The organism is Rhizobium sp. PRIMUS64 (assembly GCF_023006465.1).
Classification (GTDB): domain Bacteria; phylum Pseudomonadota; class Alphaproteobacteria; order Rhizobiales; family Rhizobiaceae; genus Rhizobium; species Rhizobium leguminosarum.
The window spans coordinates 46,238-64,649 of record NZ_JALBGX010000027.1 but is presented as its reverse complement, the minus strand read 5'-3'; the positions used below and the strand labels follow the sequence as shown (position 1 = coordinate 64,649).

The 18,412-nt window shown below is 60.0% G+C and carries 12 protein-coding genes and 3 pseudogenes; 6 read left to right on the top strand and 9 right to left on the bottom strand.

What is annotated here, in order from left to right:
• Both MOV76_RS13835 and MOV76_RS13830 read left to right on the top strand, forming a co-directional pair.
• Nucleotides 1-718 (top strand): annotated as a pseudogene (locus MOV76_RS13835) (integrase core domain-containing protein); the annotation flags it as partial.
• An 84-nt stretch (nucleotides 719-802) separates the two neighbouring features.
• On the top strand, nucleotides 803-1,771 hold the full coding sequence (locus MOV76_RS13830; protein ID WP_011053284.1) for an IS481-like element ISRel2 family transposase: 969 nt from the start codon (nucleotides 803-805) through the stop codon (nucleotides 1,769-1,771).
• A gap of 1,046 nt (nucleotides 1,772-2,817) precedes the next feature.
• Here the strand turns inward: MOV76_RS13830 and MOV76_RS13825 are convergent.
• Nucleotides 2,818-3,735 (bottom strand): recombinase family protein, encoded by a 918-nt coding sequence (locus tag MOV76_RS13825; protein WP_008534020.1) that lies wholly within the window; start codon nucleotides 3,733-3,735, stop codon nucleotides 2,818-2,820.
• 944 nt (nucleotides 3,736-4,679) lie between these two features.
• On the opposite strand from MOV76_RS13825, the pseudogene MOV76_RS40090 reads away from it, so the two are divergent.
• From MOV76_RS40090 to MOV76_RS13815, 3 genes and pseudogenes are all read left to right on the top strand, one after another.
• Nucleotides 4,680-4,835, top strand: a pseudogene (locus MOV76_RS40090) (resolvase); the annotation flags it as partial.
• Between the two features lie 51 nt (nucleotides 4,836-4,886).
• A pseudogene (locus MOV76_RS40085) lies at nucleotides 4,887-5,114 on the top strand (ATP-binding protein); the annotation flags it as partial.
• 143 nt (nucleotides 5,115-5,257) lie between these two features.
• Nucleotides 5,258-5,599 (top strand): AAA domain-containing protein, encoded by a 342-nt coding sequence (locus tag MOV76_RS13815; protein ID WP_077991556.1) that lies wholly within the window; start codon nucleotides 5,258-5,260, stop codon nucleotides 5,597-5,599.
• 47 nt (nucleotides 5,600-5,646) lie between these two features.
• Here MOV76_RS13815 and MOV76_RS13810 read toward each other — a convergent pair whose 3' ends face one another.
• The 8 genes from MOV76_RS13810 to MOV76_RS13775 form a co-directional block, all read right to left on the bottom strand.
• Nucleotides 5,647-8,778 carry an AAA family ATPase gene (locus MOV76_RS13810; protein WP_247264708.1) on the bottom strand — a complete coding sequence of 1,044 codons (3,132 nt, stop codon included), beginning with the start codon at nucleotides 8,776-8,778 and terminating at the stop codon, nucleotides 5,647-5,649.
• A 236-nt stretch (nucleotides 8,779-9,014) separates the two neighbouring features.
• The gene (locus MOV76_RS13805) at nucleotides 9,015-11,087 is read right to left on the bottom strand and encodes a serine protease (RefSeq protein WP_064820001.1); all 2,073 of its coding nucleotides are present in this window, start codon (nucleotides 11,085-11,087) and stop codon (nucleotides 9,015-9,017) included.
• An 8-nt stretch (nucleotides 11,088-11,095) separates the two neighbouring features.
• The gene (locus MOV76_RS13800) at nucleotides 11,096-13,888 is read right to left on the bottom strand and encodes a S8 family serine peptidase (protein WP_125462012.1); all 2,793 of its coding nucleotides are present in this window, start codon (nucleotides 13,886-13,888) and stop codon (nucleotides 11,096-11,098) included.
• A 220-nt stretch (nucleotides 13,889-14,108) separates the two neighbouring features.
• Complete coding sequence (dcd, locus tag MOV76_RS13795; RefSeq protein WP_016737368.1) at nucleotides 14,109-14,705, bottom strand: dCTP deaminase; 597 nt, start codon at nucleotides 14,703-14,705, stop codon at nucleotides 14,109-14,111.
• Between the two features lie 5 nt (nucleotides 14,706-14,710).
• The gene (locus tag MOV76_RS13790; RefSeq protein WP_016737369.1) at nucleotides 14,711-15,961 is read right to left on the bottom strand and encodes a hypothetical protein; all 1,251 of its coding nucleotides are present in this window, start codon (nucleotides 15,959-15,961) and stop codon (nucleotides 14,711-14,713) included.
• On the bottom strand, nucleotides 15,942-16,358 hold the full coding sequence (locus MOV76_RS13785) for a hypothetical protein (protein WP_016737370.1): 417 nt from the start codon (nucleotides 16,356-16,358) through the stop codon (nucleotides 15,942-15,944). The genes MOV76_RS13790 and MOV76_RS13785 overlap by 20 nt, the downstream gene beginning before the upstream one ends.
• Nucleotides 16,359-16,820: 462 nt before the next feature.
• Nucleotides 16,821-17,489 (bottom strand): Fic family protein, encoded by a 669-nt coding sequence (locus tag MOV76_RS13780; protein ID WP_016737371.1) that lies wholly within the window; start codon nucleotides 17,487-17,489, stop codon nucleotides 16,821-16,823.
• Nucleotides 17,482-17,664: a hypothetical protein gene (locus MOV76_RS13775; protein ID WP_009991623.1), complete on the bottom strand. Its 183-nt coding sequence runs from the start codon at nucleotides 17,662-17,664 to the stop codon at nucleotides 17,482-17,484. Before MOV76_RS13775 ends, MOV76_RS13780 begins: the two co-directional genes overlap by 8 nt.
• A gap of 452 nt (nucleotides 17,665-18,116) precedes the next feature.
• Between MOV76_RS13775 and MOV76_RS13770 the strand changes: the two genes are divergently transcribed.
• Complete coding sequence (locus tag MOV76_RS13770; protein WP_125462013.1) at nucleotides 18,117-18,356, top strand: hypothetical protein; 240 nt, start codon at nucleotides 18,117-18,119, stop codon at nucleotides 18,354-18,356.
• The last annotated feature ends 56 nt before the right edge of the window (nucleotides 18,357-18,412 follow it).

Sequence of the window (18,412 nt, the reverse complement as noted above, 5' to 3'; positions counted from 1 at the left end):
CGACCGGCGACCGGCGACCGGCGACCGGCGACCGGCGGCTTCGGCGGGGGGGGAGCGCCGTTGGGGTCGACCGCATCTACGGGCTCTATCGCGAAGAAGGACTTTCCGTTCGCAAGCAGAAAAGCCGGGGCGGCACTGTCGGCACGCGTGGCCCGATCCTGGTCGAAGCGAAGGCCAATGCCCGAAGCTCGCTGAATCTCGTTCACGACCAGTTCGCTTGCGGAAGGCGGTTTCGCGTGCTCAACTTCGTCGAAGACGTGACCCGCGAATGCCTGGCGGCGATCCCGTGCACCTCGATCTTGCGTCGTCGCGTCGCTCGCGAACTGTCGGTCCTCATCGAACGGCGCGGCAAACCGGGGATGATCGTCTCCGACAACGGCACGGAATTCACCTCGAATGCCATCCTTGCCAGGTCGAAGGATCATAGTGTCGAGTCGCACGGCATCACGCCGGGAAGCCGATGCAAAACGCTAATGTCGAGAGCTTCAACGGCCGGATGCGGGACGAGATGGTCAACCAAAGCCTGTTCCTCGGCTGCGATTATGCCCGAAGCGCCATTGCTGGGCCGACGATTACAACCACTTCCGGCCGCACTCATCGCTCGGACCAGACCCGGGCACGTGATGCAGATACCATTGCCGCAACCGGCTCCAACGCTGCGCGAGATGAAAGCTTCGCGTTTCCGCCACTTGGCGTACTCGGAGCGCGCAGGCTCTAGTTGTGAGCTTTCGGGAGGTTGTCCATTCAAAGCGGATTTAGGAGACTGGAGCTATCACACCTCGAGTCGGAAGGATCGCCGCGAATGAACATTCATAAGAATGCCCGACTGACGCCGTTGCGCCGGGAACAAATGGCGCTTGCTGTTATCGAAGGGCATCTGACCCAGGCTCAGGCAGCACAGGCCTATGGCGTCGCGGCCAAGATCGTCGCCCGTTGGGTCGAGCGTTTCAAGGCCGGTGGTCGAGAGGCGATGCTCGATCGTTCCTCCCGACCTCATGCCATGCCCCGGCAGACCAGTCAGGCGCTGGCGGAGCGCATCATCACGCTTCGCCGCCAGCGCCTGACTGGCAAGCACATCGCGATCGAAACCGGTGTATCTGCAGCGACGGTGAGCCGGGTTCTCAAGCGCGCAGGCCTCTCCCGCCTCAAGGATATCGAGCCGGCCGAGCCTGTGCGTCGTCATGAACGCCAGGCTCCCGGCGAGATGATTCATATCGACATCAAGAAGCTCGGCCGGTTTCATGAGGTCGGCCACCGCATCACCGGCGATCGCACTCGCCAGAGTTCGCGCAGAGGCAAGAGTTGGGGCGCCGGTTGGGAATGCGTTCATGTGGCCATCGACGATGCCTCTCGCATCGCTTTCTCACAGATATCGCCGGACGAGACGAAAGAAAGCGCCGTGGCCTTCTTGAAGGCGGCATTGGCCTATTATGCCAGCCTCGGGATCGCGGTCGAGCGCGTCATGACCGACAATGGTCCCTGCTACACATCAAAGCCATTCGGCCAAGCTTGTCGCGACAACGGCCTCAAGCACGTTCGCACCAGACCATATACGCCTAAAACCAACGGAAAGGCCGAACGCTTCATCCAGACCGCCCTCAGAGAGTGGGCCTACGCCGTCGCCTATCCCAACTCGGACATGCGCGCCGCCGAACTGCCACGATGGCTTCATCGCTACAATTGGCACAGGCCTCACGGAAGTCTAAACTCAAAACCACCAATCACTAGGCTCGCTCTTACCCAGGACAACCTGTTGAGGCTCCACATCTAGTCGCCGCCGGAGAGGATTGAGTGCTAGGTCAGCGGGTCCACTGATCGAGGTTTTTCGCCAGACTCTGCTGTCGTGGGCCAGCAAGTCTTTTGGGGTGGGACGCACTGCCAACAGCTGCTTTTCCGGTGGTCAGCTGACCACGGCTACAACACTCTGAAAAGAAACGACATTTTCGGGCGCTACTATGGACGGCGCATGACCCGCTCCTCGCGCCACCTCTCACAAGATCGGTTGTGTAGAGATAGGTACCGTCCTGTCGCCGCCATGGGTCGCGGGGTCTTGGCGGTCATTTTTGATCGTACATGACGTTCTAAGGGCATTGGTCATGGTTGCCCGGGTAGAATGGCCGACAGCCCTTCTATGCGGCTGGTGTAGTAAGGTCAGTTGATGCACGGAGCCGATTGAGCGGCTTCGTGTTCGAACGAACAATCGCGGTGTTTGTCACGACTGAAAGGAGACATTGCTTTGTAATCTTAACGGCGGTCTCCGCAGGATGCTTCAGGACGAAGACCTCCCAGGCTTCGAGGACAGTCGAAATTTGCTGGTCGTAAAACGAATGTTTGCAGATCTTCGGCCGTAATCATTCTTGTAGGAAATATAGCTGGCGGCGCGGACAAATGGCTCAATCAAATTGTCGAGCATCCTTGAAAGAACGCCGAAACGCGGACGGATTGTAAAAGAAACAAATACTGTCTGACTGAGTTCCGGCTCGCGCCCGAATTCGTCGTGCAGCCGAGACGGCTTTTTGGTAGCGAGGGGAGCGGCTGTCCTCTGCTTTTACCCGCGCCGCCGAGGGTCATGGCCCGCGCGCCTCTGCGGATCATAATCACCGCGGCTGAAGCCTTCAGCACGTTCCGGGGGAGGGGGCGAGCAGGCGGAGGAAGCCGGCTCCGCGGCGAGGATGTAGGCGCTGAGCTGAAACCGCGGAGCGATAGCGACTAGCGGTCCTGGCGCTACAGATCCCCAAAGGCCGGACCTGACGGCTATGCAGTCGAATAGCGACAAGAAAAGACTCTCTGCCATCGGGCGTCGGATGAACCATGCCCTCAACGGCGAATGAGGCCAAATCGGTGGGCTTCGTCCAGCAGGACCCGCACCGAGGACGGTTGCCAGTTCTTGCCGCTGCGCACAGGCCGTTCTCCCATCTGGTCCAGTTGCGCGGCAATGTCGCGCAGCGACAGGTTGGGATCGGCAATGGCAATTGCCGCCACCAGCTTCATCAGATAGTCTTCGGGAGCCCGGCGAGGGGATCGAGCAAGGAGTTCCTTCTCCGCGAGCTTTTCGCGTACCATGCGATGAACAGCGCGACGAAGGCGTTCGACGGTCCAGTCGTGGCCACGGCGATTGAGAACCCGCACGACATTGTCCCAACTGTGCTGCGGCCGGAGTTGACGCACCATCGGCAGCCACGTCTGCGCCGATGCAATGAGTTCATCGAGATAGAGCTTCTCCCGTGCCTGCGAGATTGCCTTGATCGCCTCCGGCCGTCGTTCTCGCAGACCGGGATTTCCAGGAAGCTTGCCGCGTGCCTTCGCCGCCTTAATGCCGGCTTTGGTACGCTCAGCGATTAGCGCCCGCTCGAGCTGCGCGACGGCGCCGAGGACCTGAAGGGAAAACATGCCCTGCGGGGTCGACGTATCGATTGGATCGCGGATCGACCGGAAATGCACGCCGCGGGCCTCGAGGTCCTCGATCACCGACAAGAGATGACTGACGGATCGGGCCAGTCGATCGAGGCGCACGACAATGAGGACGTCGCCGGCGCTAAGTTCAGCGAGTAATCGCGTCAGCACCGGTCGAGCCCGCGATGCTCCGGAACCATGCTCCTGATGGATCCGATCGCAGCCGGCTGCACGCAGCTCGTCCAACTGGGCATCGTGGACCTGTTCATCCGTCGACACCCGGGCATAACCGATCAGCCGCTTGGGAGATTGTTGGTTGTCAAATGTTTGTGGCTTTGCCATCGCGCTTGTAACGGCCCTGTCTCGAAGTAGTTTGTACAGATAAGGCATGCGTTAGAAATCGAACAGTTGCAAGCGTGTTTTAGCCATTGAATAGCGGCCCGTCAGACTCAAAATGCTACCGCGGACGAGCAACGGAGCGTCCGCGGTGGCAAATGCGCGTCAGCGGGCTTCCAGGGCGGAAATGCTGGAAAAACAGCGGCTTTGGTGATGGCTGCGGGCGGAGAAGCCTGCTGAAGGGCGCCGGCGCTCAATTCCGGAAATGAGGACCGGCCATGTGTGCCGACGGCGGCCGTCGAATTTTGCGATTGAGAGTCCGGTCATCCCGGGCGAAATTGCCCTAAATGCCCGGATTTCCGGGCGAATCCGCCGATCCAGGACGACCGACATCGCTGATTTGCGGCGTTATAGCAATTACTTCCGATAAGCATTACTTATCGGAGGTGATTGCCTCAAAAAAACGCCCTCGGTGCGACGGAAGTAAGGGCCAAGTTCAATTCCTTATTCCAAAAGAACGTGGTTAATTCAAATGGTTAACGAACCGTAAATTCGACGCCGTCGCCGATTTGCCAGGCACCCGGGATCCGGCGTTGTGAATTTCAGCTAGGGATTTCATTCAAGCGCCAGCTGAAAATCGGACGCCATCTCCGCAGGTCAAGACTGGCTGCGAGTGACTAAGGCTTATCGGTGGACACAATTTTGCTTGCATACGATGCATCGCGACGAACAACACCTCCCTTGGGAAGTGGCGCTGATCCAAGACCTTAACCGCATTTGCAATTGTAAACCATGAAATCCTTAGCTGAAAATTGGGCTGATTCTGCCCGTTAAGTCCAACTGACTTAAGGTATTCCGCCGTTTGAAATCGCAAATTGAAAGCGACAAGCGAAAGCCATTGTTTACGTAAGGCAGTCGAGCAAAGGCCACGTTGAGAACAATCCTGCGAGCTGTCGCCGGCAATATATGAACTGGTTGACTTCGGGCGGCATCGCGGCTTCCGCACCGTTGAGGTCATCGATGATGATCTCAGACGTTCAGCCAGCGGAATGGTTGCCCGTCCAGCTCCTGAGAAGCTGGTGGCTGCATTGTCCGTCGGCAAAGTCGGTACTGTTCTTTGCTTCGACGCGCCGCGCCTCGCGCGCAATGGGCGCGACTACCTGCCTTTCGCCCTGGCCGGCGGCCAACTCCTATTCCATCTGATCAGCAGGCTCTACGAGCGCACGTCGATCATTGTCACCACGAACCTGGCGTTCGGTGAATGGCCGACGGTGTTCGGCGATGCCAAGATGACGACGGCACTTCTCGACCGCCTGACCCATCACTGCGAGATTGTCGAGACCGGCAATGAGTCCTGGCGCTTCAAGAACCGCTCTCAAAGCTAAAGTCGAAGAAGATCATCACCCGCACTTGGCCTACCCTCTGCAACCCCGGCCAGCGCCGGGCAGGCCAAGCGCTGATCTACAGCACAGGGGGGTCAAAATTGGATAAGCAAAAGGGGTGAATGTTCGGTGCTGATTGACGTGTCATCACGCCATTTGTCGTCGTTCAGGACAATCTCCGCGACAAACTGGTCGACAGTCGCGTTCTCGACGGCTGGGTAGACGGGCCTCGGACGTGGGTCAGGGACCGGGTTGGGACCGTTCAAACAGTTCAAGGCCGAGAAGCGGATATTGTTTTCTTTGTTCTGAGCGCGCAGTCTCCCTCTCAACAGGGCGCACGCGCGTGGGCTGGTGGAAGACCGAATCTCGCCAATGTCGGCGTAACCCGCGCGAAGACATCGCTCTTCGTCATCGGAAATCGAGCCGCATGGAAATCGGCAGGCTTCTTCGCGGCCCTACATAGGTACCTGCCGCAGCGCAATCTTTGATGCTGCCGAGCTTATTGGGAAAACGGCTTCCTGCTCTGGTCGGCATTTTAGGCTCCACCAGCGGCCACCATCTCGTCAAAGCGGGGCAGCCGCAGCAGGCTGTCATAGCGATGCAAGAGCCCGGCAACGGCGACGAACCGTCGTCCGCGCTGGGCGCTTGCCGAGAGTGCAGCGAACAGGTCTTGCGTCAGTCCCGCAAGATCGAGGAACACAACGAGTCGCGCGAGAAAAAAGTCGATTTCTCTGAGGTTGTGACGCGTCGAAAACAGTTGGCCCGGGTGACAGTCCGATGGCCAGAAAGGCGTTCCGGCGGCGATCACATCGAGGGCTTCGCCAAACCCGCTGGGGTCGTCGGCAGCAACGTCTCCCAACGCCGCCCGGATGGGGTCGTAAAGCTCCGGGGTCCGGCCACGCAACACGGTTTCCATCGCCCGGGCCATGCCGCCGTGTGCGGAACGATAGGCTGGAACGCCCTCGTTGGAGACCCGGAAGAACGCCTCTGGGGCATCCAGGATTTTAAGGTCCGTCGATGCCGGTGGCCCACTCTGGAATTCGTCGATTTGCCTGAAGAGGGTGCCAGGGATCTGCAGCAACGTCGACCCCTCGCGCTCGTCTGGCTTCAACATCCCCCAGATGGCCACGACCTGGGTGATATCCGCTCGGACGTCAAAATAGTTCCGCGGATAGGCCATCAAGGCCGGGTTCCAATACTTCGACAGCGCATGGAGGCGCAGCGATAGGATGGACGCGATTGGTGCAGAGGCAAGAACCGGATAGGCGGTAATAGCGTCGCGATAAGGAGCATGGTCGACGAAAGCCGGGGTACGTCCGAGCGCCACCGTCGCAACGGCAAGCGCCAAGAGGGTCCCCAGCGCGAAGGGGTTTCGCGACGATGGCTGAAAAGGGAAGGATGCGCTCTCGGTTGCCCACAGAAGGTCGCTTTCCTGGACGGCGCCAGTCGCCAGACAAGACAATGCCCATTTCCAAAGCCAGTGGCTGGTCAAGTCGCCCAATTTGTCAAGGGGCGGCTCATGCTCGGGAGCCTCCGCCATCCGCAATACGCCGCTCCGGCCGGAGCGAACGACGCCTTCGAAGTCGGCCTCGGAAAACAGGGCTGCGATCCGGCGAGCCGTATCAATGTCTTCCACTATGTCGAGCTGCCGTCCGTGGCCGGAGCCTTGGTAAGAATGCTCATCGGAACCCGCATCGATAAGCGCCAGCTGCTCCATCTCCAGATCGCCTATGGGCTCATATCGTTCTGCCTGCCTCGATGTGACCCCGAGGCGCGCCCGTTCGGCACGGCGAGTCGCAACAGCCTTTCTGCGCGCGTCGACAGGCAAGGCTGCGGTCTCCTGGTTGGACAGCCCGATGTCCGATTTGTCCTCGCGGCGGAGGATTGCACGCGCCGCAAGCGGCATCGCGAAGACGTCTTCCCCGGCAAGGTCAATCAGGCGGCGCACCAGGCTGGGATCGGTGAGCAGTAAACCGACCTCGCCCAAGAAGGCGTCATGATAGGCTGCGAGAGTTGCAGCGTCCGGCTCGCCAGCCCCACCGCCAGCCCGGTACCAGTTGGCGGCAGCGCGATGGACCGCGCGAACCGTCTCGCGCATGGGGATCTCGGAATTTCCCGCCGGTGACAGGTCGCTGTCGAGCATCGGCAGCATGATGCGCCTGAGGACAGGAACGTGGCGTATTGCGTCATCGCCGGAGCGCTCGACCAGCCAGACTTCACGGGAGAGGGCCTCAAAGAGGTCTATAGATTTCTGCACATCGATTGCGCCAAGTGCTGTCGGACCGGCAAGGACCTCCCGGATAAGTGTGGGCGTGACCACCGTGAGCGCAAGTCCCGGATGTGCCAGTTTGGAAAGGTCGTCCCTGGAAATCAGCCGCTCCCCGGCAGCATCGGTGACGATATGGTCTTTCAACCGGTGCAGAAAGCGGGAATAGAGCACGCGCGTACTGGATGCGGCACCAAGAACCCCTGAGCCTTCGGCAAGCGTGGCAGCCTCCTCGATCTCCGCAGCCGTGCGCCCGCGCGAAAACGCAGCGAGCAACAGGAGCACGATTGGAAACCGCGGAATGGCGCCAACGAGGCGCCGGCTTCGCGCCTGTGTGAAGATTTGGCGATCTGCACGGCTCCTCAGGAACTCGACCGCGGCCTCGGGACCGAGCTCGCCGATCTCCAGGCGTGCTTCGAACCAACGAGCAGCATCACCATCATCGCCCTGGAAGGGATGCGCTCGGCCAGCGACTACCGCCCTTACATCCTTGAACAGCGGACGTCCGTCGTGGCACCGGAGCACTTCGAGTGAGTTCAAGAATTCGAGCACAAGGCCGAACGGCTCCTGGTCCAGAAAAGGGGCCTTCATATTGGAGCGTACCAGGACTTCCTCGAAGGTATCGACGAGGACAACGAGGGTTTGTTCGGCAAACATCCCGTCACCCAAGGCCCGTTGCATTTCCTCGCGCATGGATGAAACAACGTTCAAGCTCTCGGTACCGGAGAGCCGCTCCACGTCGCCGCTCTCTTGAGTGAGCCTGTGCAGATCGTTTCGAGCCGCGTTCCGGATCGCCGATAGACGCTCGGCCGCTGCTGGCCTGGCAAAGCCGATCTGCCGAGTAACCTCGTTCAGCCATTCGCGCTCGCCCCCGAGAGCAACGTTGCGCTGGTCAAAATCAATCCAGACGCAGATCGGACCTGACCAGTCGTCTTTCTGGGTGCGGCGCATTAAATCGGCGACAAGAGCCGACTTGCCCGAGCCGCCTATGCCGGTGACGAGCAGAGGACGAAGGCGTGCGAAGTCGCTTGGCGGTTTGGGGAGCGCGACCAGTGGCTGCTGCAAAAGGCCGCTTTCAATATACTGGTCGAGGGCATGTGCCTCGAGCGCACGGCCAAACAGCTTACGGGGGGCCACAAAGTCCTGCCGGCGTCGCTCGGCCTTGCGCGCCAACATCACGCGCGGGTCTACCGGCGGTTCCCTGACCGGCCAATCCGTCGGCAAGGAACGGACGAAATCGAGCGCCAAGGCCTGTAACATCAGGTCGTCCGTCGACATTTTGCGCGGATCGCCGGCTGCCGCCCCCTTTTTCAACATTGCCTGGAGGACTTGGCCGAAGCGATCAGAAACTTGCGGTTTGGTTTGCCTGACGGTCTGTTCCAGTACCCCCTCGGCGGCCATCTCCCTCAAAGTGTCGCGCCGTGGCTGCGGCCGCAGGCGCCAGAGCACGCGCTTGTCTTCGATGACCTCTTCCATCATCGGCGATAAGAATGCCAGGACACGGTCCTCGAAGGCCTCCTTGTCCTCCGCGCGGACCGGCAGCTGCAGGAAAGCCACCGGATCGAACGTGCCGACGACGGCGGCCCGCCGGCGAAGGACGAGAGCGGCGTTTTCGGGTGTGTCATGTTTGGTTGCGTTCATACACCCATCCGTTTCTTGAGATGGGGGTCGAGGTCGTTGCGGACAACCGCGGCGACGGCCTGCGTCATGCTGAAGGTCTCGCTGACCCGGCTGCTTGCGACCGACGAGACGACGGCGGCAAGGCATTCGCACGCCACGTCCGGCAAGCCGAACCGCCCGTCAACTCGATTGCCTACCCAGGAGGCTACCCGGCTGCTGTCGAGATGCGTCAGCGGCTTTTCGAGGCGTTTGGCCTTGATGCCTTGCAGTGACGGCAGATCGACGTCAACCAGGCCGAGCATGACGAGGCGAAGCGACGGTTCGACGGAGACGTCTGCATAAAGCCGGTCGAGGAGCGTTCGCGTAGTTGTGTCCGGCAGCGCGTGTTTTTCAAGTTCGTCGATGACGAGCCACAATGTTCGCTGGCCAGCGATCCTGACGAGCTCAGCCTTTAGTTCGCCAGCAACGCGCATGACAACGTCGTTGATCTCGGTCGATTGACGATCGGCAGGTAGGCTGCTGTCATCAACGGGGGTCAGGGCGGATGACCGGCCGGCGCTGACAGCCTCAAGGAGGGCGGCTGCAGTGCGGTACGCGTTCTGCATTAGGTTTGCGGCGCTGATCTCGACGATTTCGTGTTCGGCGAGATCAAGAAATTCCCGCAGGATGCGCCTTGAGAAACTTTTGCCGACGCGCTGGAGCGGCTTTCCGTCCACACCGAGATCGGCGCGAACGATGAGTATCTTGACCTTGCCCCGGCTTGCCTCCGCAATCGCCTCCTGCAACTCTCCGCGCCCAATCAATGGATCGCCATTTGACAGCGCTGGTTTGAGTGCTTGGAGAGCACCCATCCGGGCGATGATGGCCGGTCCGGCCTTGGCACGGATACGGCGCAACGGTATGGCGATATTGACGTTCGCGCTTGGCACGGGATCGCCGTTATCGTCGCTGATATCAGAATTGCCGCCATAGGTGACGCCCGCTTGGTGCAGCGCCACCGGCATCATGTCGAAATTGAAGCAAGGTGCGCCGGATGAGCCGCCGATGGAATTTGCGCTATGAAGGATCCTCGCAGATGTCTTCGCGGGAACGCCGCCGAGAAGGTTTGCAGCTGGTAGACCGAGATCGAAACTTCCGTAGGACAGGCGCATCGAAAATTCGCCCGGGTGATGCAGGAGGACCATATTGCCTCTTGGCATAGGCGGGTCTTCGGAGACGATATCATAAAAGCGCCGCTCCAGTCCTGCCGGCTCGGCGATCTCAATCACGGCGAAATCGTCGTACGGCTCGAAATCCGCGCCGTCTGCCGGCCAGTCGCCGGCACCTTCACTGCCGGTTCGCTCGGATCCTTCGGCACTGCTTGCCGCGACCAGCCAGTTCTCGATTACACCGATGCGGATAACACCGCCCGCCTGTGCGGCGCGTGCCGTGAAATCGAATTCCACGCCGAGCCTTGCCGCGCTGCCGGCGGCAGCCTTCCATGATTCTGCCGGGGCGAGCCCTGCGGCCGCAGCCTCTTCGTCGCTCATAGGTTCCAACAGCGAACGAACGACGTGCCAGTTCGTCAGCACGAGGCGCGGCCCGATCAGGAAACCCGTTCCCCGTGTACGCCGGGCACCATCGCGCACAACGATGCGACAGGTGCAGCGTTGTGCGCGCATCACCGCGGCATTGACGTCGTCGGGATCGCGAAAGCGCTCCTGGTCATTAACGATTGCCTCGAAGGTGACGAGCACGCTCGCGCGATCGCGCGCATCCGCAACCAGCGCGGCCGCCATGACCACCCCGCCAGTACCATCATCCTCGCTGCTTGCCTTGAACAGCGTTGCACCGCCTGCGGAACAGAAACCCTGCAGGAACCCTTTATCGCTCGCATAGCGCAGCGCAGCTTCGAAATCGGCGAAATCTCGCTCGCGGCCCGGGCCAAGGGGCGCTGCCCGCTGACGTTTCAAGGCGACGGCCTTGAACGGGATGCGTTCGTCAGGGCTCACCTCGGCAAAGGCGTCGAAGGCCTTTTCGAACGTCTCGCGGGTTACCTTGACCTGACGTGAGAGCCTGCCGGGATCGAGCTCATCAGGACCTTCTGACACGGCGCGCCCTATCTCCATACCATCCGTTCGGTAACATCCGCCCCGATAAATGGCGATTGTTTCACTGCGGCCAGAGAGTGAGCGTAATTGGCGGTCATCACCTGGCCTGCGAAATGCAGGCCAAGGATCGGAAGATCGTTTGAAAAGGTAATGATTGCGGAGCCTGACGAGCCACCCAGCGTTGTCGCGTCATGGCTGAATATCCAGTGATTGCCGTCCGCCTTCACGCCCCCGGCCGCTTGGACGATGGTGCCCGGGCTGAAATATTTCCGGCCATAGTCGAGACCGAAGATCATCGCCAGACGGCCTCCGATCGTCTCAGTAGCTTCCTTGCCGGAAGGATCCTCCAGAGCGGACCGATCAGGACGGGCAGGATAACCGACCACCGCGATATCCTGCAAAGTTGCGGCTTCGCCGGGATCGCCCGTCAGCCCCACGGTCGCGGGGAGCTTCGCGGTAGTGTTCTCCGTTTCGACGTCGAGCACCACCATGTCAAGATGAGCGAAATCGACGCTTCTGCCAATTTGGGCATCACCAGCAGCGGCAACCCCTTTGACCTTGAAACGCAATTCGTTGCCCCTTCCGTTGTCGCTGAAATTGATCGTGACACCGTCACGCATGAACCATTTCGATCCGCTACCTCTCTTGACGACGACGTCCGCGATGGCCTCTGCCACATGGCGGTTGGTCACGACGAGCCCGGGACCGGCGACCCATCCCGTACCGACATGTGCGCCCGCAACGTCGATGCGGCCGACGCTCGCACAAAGGGCGGGCAGATATTGCTTGGCCGCCGTCAGAAGCGCACTCCAATCGGTGAATTCGGCATGCTTCGAGGAGATCGCGCCATCCTCCACCTTGAAGGCTGGGCGGCCCTTCAGCCGGACAAGCGCCTCGGTCACGATTCTGCCTTCGATGGAAAGCGCCGCCTCGCCATCGCTGGCAAGCTGGCGGACGACCGCTTCGGTGCTGTTCAACAGATCGCGGCGTGCGGCGGTTGCCTCAGGGGTACTTTCCGTCTGGGATTCGATCTGCGTCAGCGTGCCTTCGATGAGATCTTGCAAGTCCCTCAGACCCGTCCCGGCAAGACTTGCGCGCGCGTTTTCTGCAGTGCTTTCCTGGCCAGGCTTCAACGGCGCAATTATTGTCAGAGGGTGGCGCGCAGGCGGTGTGGGCGCAAGAATCGGAGCTTGGAGATGTGGAACTGCATTCGCAAATCGCAGGCTTCGTTTCAAGACGGTGGGCGCCTTGGCTTGAAGCCCTGGTGACGGGAGCGGCCGGGCAGGGGTTTCGAGCAGCGCGGAGCGCCCGGCGTCGCCGCGCCTCCAGGCGTCGGCGGCAAGGTAGCTTGCCTCTGCGCCGTAACGCGCCCAAACCACATCCGTGCTCTGGGCATCGGCAAAGACTTGCGCAACGGCGGCGCTCTCCGGCGCATCCGGAACGGCTTCAGGTGCTATTTCATTCCCGGTTGCTGCCGGGATCTTCGCCAGCGCCAAGCGCAGCAAGGCAGCGGCATCGACAACACCGGCACCGTAAAGCCAGCTGTTCCAGCGGGCGGGACGCCGTGCAGTCGCCGTCAGTGCCGCGCGAAAGAGCGCCTGGACGCTGACGCCGCGGCGCTTGGCCTCCGCCCGAACCTTGTCGCGTCCGAACCGCGCAAGCCATAGCGCCGCCACGCCGGCGGTGGTCGTTACCGCGAAGGAGGTCCCCTGCCCACCGCTAACCGTGCCGATGCCGAGATCATTCGGTGTCCTGCGTGCCACGTAGACATTCTCCGCTGGAGCGGCGATCGTCACACTGGGCCCGGCGCTGGTTCCCTTCCACGGTTTGTCGTTCGAATCGACACCGGCCACAGCAATGACACGGTCGTCTGAGGCCGGATAGACGACGAAGTTGACACAATTTCCTGCCGCGGCAAGCACGATCAGTCCCCGATCGACGGCGACGCCGATGGCAGCCGAAATCGATCTTGAGAAGATCCCCCCGAGGCTCATGGTGATGATGTCGGCCTTGATTTTCACGGCGTGAAGGATGGCGGCCGCCACCGGGGTCCCGTCGAATATCTTGACGTCGGTCGTGCAACGGATCGGCACAAGGCTCGCTGCTGGTGCCGTTCCGACCATCTGGCCACGTTCACGGCTTACGACCACACTCGCCGTGGCCGTTCCATGTCCGGGATTGGCAAAAGACGGATCAAGGGGATCAGCGGGGTCCTTATCTCCACCAACGATGTCGATGGCGAGATCGAAGCGAAGCGCCTCGGTATCCAGTTCGGGATGACTGGCGACACCGGTATCGGGCTGAGCGACGATAATGCCCGCACCCTTTTTGGGCGAAATCGCCCAGGCTTCGGGCGCGCGCACCGCCTTTGCCGACCAGTGGAAATCAGTGGGGGCCGACGCCTTCGACCAGCAAAGGGCATCGACAGCCGCTGATTCCGGATTGGTCCGGTCAAGCCTATGGGCATCGGGCTCGGCGTAAAGTGTCGAGCCGATGTCGGGCGTGCAGGACACGAGTTCGAGTTCACCTGCAAGGTAGTCGGCAATCGCGAATAGGCGGTCCGGTGCGATGGTGCGCGCAACGCCAGGAAATTGCAGGACATAGAACGTCGGGAGCAAGGGATCGAGCGGCTGAAGGACGAAGCGGCCGTCTTTCAGCAAACCGGCGATGTGGGCCTCCAACCCGCCAGCGTCATCTGGCCGCTTCAACTCCAGTTCGAAGCGTATAATTCCTGGCCGGAGAACGGGATCTTCGGCGTCGCAGGCTTCACAGACGGAACGCAGGATATCAAGTTCAATCACCGTATCGCCCCCCAAGGATACTACTTTATGTCTCTTATTTTTCGATTTTGCAATGAGGATACGCTGCCATGGTTGTATGAATCAGCAATATAAACAATACTGCTGACATTCTTTACAGCAACGATTGCATGCCGGTTTCAACACGTCTTCCGGGTCTTGTCACATGACCAGCAAGATTATAGAGGCGGGCTCGCTTTCTCCCGTTAACCCTGGTGCCGTATCATTTGCTGCTGAGCCGCCTGAGTACGTCGTCGGACCGGACATTGCCGAGAACCGGCTTCCGGCGGCCGGTAAATTGGCTCTTTGCGAACTTTGCGTCCGGGCCGACGTCGTGGAGGAAGATCTGGCAGATCTCCATTCCCGGCTGCAGGGCGATCGGCACCTCTCCGACGTTACTCAATTCGAGGGCAAGACAGCCAGCAAACCCCGGCTGGATTCCGGCTGCCGTCTCGATAATCAGACCGCGCCGTCCGAGTGACGATTTCCCTGTGACATAGCCGGCGAGATCCGCCGGCAGGCGCATCCACTCCAAGGTCGTCCCGAGTACGAAATTGTGCGGGTGCAGGATGAACTCCTCGCCGAATCGAACGAAATGTTCCTTGGTCGGAACCGGATCCTCATCCGGTTCACTGACGCGCAACAGCGAGGTGCGCGAGTGCCGCAGTGTCCGAAACCATCGGCCGAGACGCAGATCGAGCGACGCGGCGCCCACGGCGGCCAGCCGTCCAAGATCAGGGCGCGGCACGATTGCCAGCATGCCTCCGTCGGCGCCAGGAGCGAGATTGAGCCGGCCGATCAATCCAGTGCTGCTCAACATAGAGATTACCTCGTGCGGGACTCAAATTCCATGACTTCCATGGTTTTGAACACCAGATCGTTGAGGATTTCCAGTCTAGTGTCCTCGCGGAAGTTGAAATTCTTCCAATGCGCCCAGTTGAGCCGGATCGCCCAACCTGCGTTGATCGTATCGCCGATCGAAGTCGTCGATGCTGCCGGTGACAGGGCGCAGAATTGTTTCACAATTCGATCGCGCTCGGCGTCGGAAGGCAAAGCCAGGCCGGTGCGGGCGACGTGACCACTTACGGCGGCGATCAGATCCTCGATCATCGCGGTGGACGCCTGATCTGCCATACGCAGGCAAAACGCCTCGTTGGCCTGTAGCCGCTTCGGCAAATCGATGAAATAGCCCGAGAAGGCCGGCGGCTCGGTGATCCCGAACGCTCTCGCTGCGCTTTCGAGTGCCGTGACCCGCGAGCCCAAGGACGGATAGTAGGCGGCGCGCTCGCCTGTGTGCGGCGCGATCAGGTAGATGAACGAATAAAGGTAGCTTTCACCGAACAGTCGCAGCCCGATGATATCGCAGAAAAGCTCTTCAATCTGGCGCGTGGCCAGCCGGTAGGAGCGCGCCCAGATGCTGCGCAGGAAAAGGTCGCTCAACAGGTCGGCCGGCTTGGTTTGGACGTCGAACAACTGCTGGAATTCACTCCAGCTGTTTTGATATTCGCCAACCAGGCGGCTCTGCAATGTTGCGTCAAGGGCAGAAAGGTGGGGGCTGCGGTGCGGCTTCTTGCGCCAGATGGAATGGCCGAGTTCATGACCGGCAAGAGGAACGATCAACGGGTTGCCGGATTCGGTCGCTGGCAGCCCTATGAACATGAGATTGGGGAATTCGTCAGTAATCGCGGGATAAGTAAACGGCGAAAAGCTCCATTCCGAGCTGACGATCAACTTGGCTTCCGGCCCGTAGATAGTCTGGCTCATGCGCAGAAGCGGATCGTAGATCTCGAACGCATTGCGCACGTTAGTCGAGCGCAGGATAAAGCCGAGAACGGTATAATAGCGCGCTATGTAGGCATTGACCTGCGCGGTTACCTGCTGGCGTATTGTATGGTCAGTCGTTGGCCCGATCCCGGAAAGCCGGTTCAGTTCCCGACCGTAAAGATCGGCCAGCAATTTAAGAGCTTCTCTCGATTCCTGATAGGGAAACTCCGATGTCTGCAGATGCTTGATCTGGTCAATGACCGACAGCAGCTTCTGCCGCACGAAATCGATGTCAAGCGACCCGTTCGTCATATGCCGGCATCCACTCGTCGTCGGGCGCGGGTGTCAGTTCCTCGAGAAGAACCTGATGCAATGACAGGCAGAAGCGCTTGAGGGAGCCAATCTCCTCGCTGCCGGTGCTTTCACCGGCGGCGATGGCTTTTGCCTGCGCGACGAGATCCCTGACCCACTGTTCAAGATCGTTGAAGTTGCTGAGTGAGGCGCCTTCGGTGTGAAAGATCGCTGAGTTGAGGATCTCGACGTTGACCGGGTTTTCACTCAGGGCGAAAAGACTGACAGGCCGTCCGCCACTCGGCGGCGCCTCAAGATAGTGACCGAAGCGCTGGATAGTCGCCAGATCAGCCGGCTGCCGCTTTTCCAACTTGTCGAGCTCGATGGCGGCGTCAAGGGCGAGCGATGGGAAGTCCATGAATTGATTTCCTCGGCTTTGCATTGGTCGCGAACTGTTCCGCCTGTGATATCATCGAAACGGTTTGGTACAGAAATCGAACCGGGACGGACCAGCGAAACTATGAATCCGCGGTGACTCCTCGTCAAGCGTCTAAAACGGACTATGGTGAACGGTGATGCGTACGAATGCTCAATCATCGACTCCCTCCATGGCGAAATCCGGACCTCGACGGGCAAATAGTGAGGACGTGGGGTGCCGAGGCGCCGCAGGCAGCACGACCGCGCCCATTTCACTTTCGGCTGGCAGGACGCAAGCCGGTCGGCCTCTGGAAGAACAGAGAACGTGGGTGCGCGGCGTCCCAAGTGTAGCTGGGCGATCCCCCGCACTGGCCGCGGCTGCTGCGCGCCGCCGCACTACAACAACCACGGTCAGGCCGCCTTTCGGAAGACTTGGTCTGTCGTCCCGGCCACGCCTCCTCGATCAGGAAAGAAAATGCTTTCCCGTCGCGGTCTCCAGGACGCTTGCCAACTGGGTAGCGAGCATGCCCTCAATGAGTTCTTCCATCTTTGTCAGATCGAAGGCACCGTCTTCTGAAGCCGCATCGGCCGCTTCCAAAGCGTCGAAGTACGGGCGCCGGTTATCGACAATCTGGTCCGGGATGGTCTTGACCCCGGGTAGGGGCAATTGAAGCTTTACGCAAAGAACCAAATAGGACACCATGCGCGATGTCCGCCCATTCCCATCACTGAAGGGGTGGATCCAGTTGAGCCGCCACATCACGAACGACGCAAGATGCACGGCTGTCTTTTCGGTCCAGTTGTCGTTGACATAATCGCACAAATCCTCAATGAGTCCAGGGACCTGAAATGCCCCGACAGGCTTGTGCTTACTGCCCTCAATTGAAACTTCAGCGGGCCGGAAGTTGCCGGCATAGATGCTAATGCCTTGCAATGCCTCACGGTGAAGCGACAGTAGCATCGAGGGACGAAGCTTCCATTTTTCCCCTTTGTCGATTGCATCGACAATCATGTCGCGCGCTAGGTCGAACTGGAGAAGGCCGTTGCGGGCTTCGGCTTCGGCGCGCGCCTTCTCATCCATGATCAAATAAGCTTCGGTTGCCACGCTGTGGCGGCGCGTAGCGTCAGTCATGTTTCTTTTGATCTGCCATCTCGTCGGCGACGCGATCGACCAACTCGCGGGTTATCATCTCATTTTCGAAATGAGTGTTGCCGTATGCAAAGCTGCGACGCTGGACTTCAATGTCACTCTTCGACAACTGCACTTTTCTGGCGGCTTCGAGGAGGTTTCTGAGCGGTTCGTTCATTGCAGGCGTCCTTTTTATTTAGGCGTCCATAAAAGCGGTTTTCCTTTGCAAGGCAACCTCGACAAGGATAGAAACATGGAATTGCGCCAAGCTTGTGGAAGAGTGTTGCAACTGCGCTAGCACCATAATGCCGATCGCGACGATTGGCGAGCAGCAAGAAGCGCGGGACGGGATTGGCAACGAGGCTTGGCGTTTCGTTCTTCATTTTTTCTCGCACTGATGCGGGCATCGGTCAGCTCTAAGACCGCCCCGCCCCGGGGGAATGGCTCCGGCAACTGACGGCCTCTGAACTGTTTCGGCTATTGCATCGAGAGGTGCTCCAATGGCCGCAACACTTCCGGCGCGTTGCCTCCCGCTACGAGCAGCGAAGTCTCTGCTTCACAGGTTTCATCGTAAGCGGCGTGCCACTCGCCCCTGACCGAATCGGATATTCGAAGGCAACGGTCGCATCCATGATGGATGCGGCAACTACGGGTCAATTGCGGTCATTCAGCTATCACGAAATCGGTGCACCTTCCCGACGGACAAATGAAAAAGCAGAGAGATTTCCGGATTGGAGCGCAAAGGCGGCAGAGCTGTGCCGCAAAACCTCGGCTGACTATGTCGGGAAGTTGCCGCAACCGCCTCTAACCCTGCGCAAGATGATCGCTTGGCATTTCCGATTGGCTGTATTCAAGCCGCCGACGCTCTGATCGCCTTTGGTTGAAGTCATTAGGCCAACCAGTGCCCCTTGCGATGCCGTCATGGG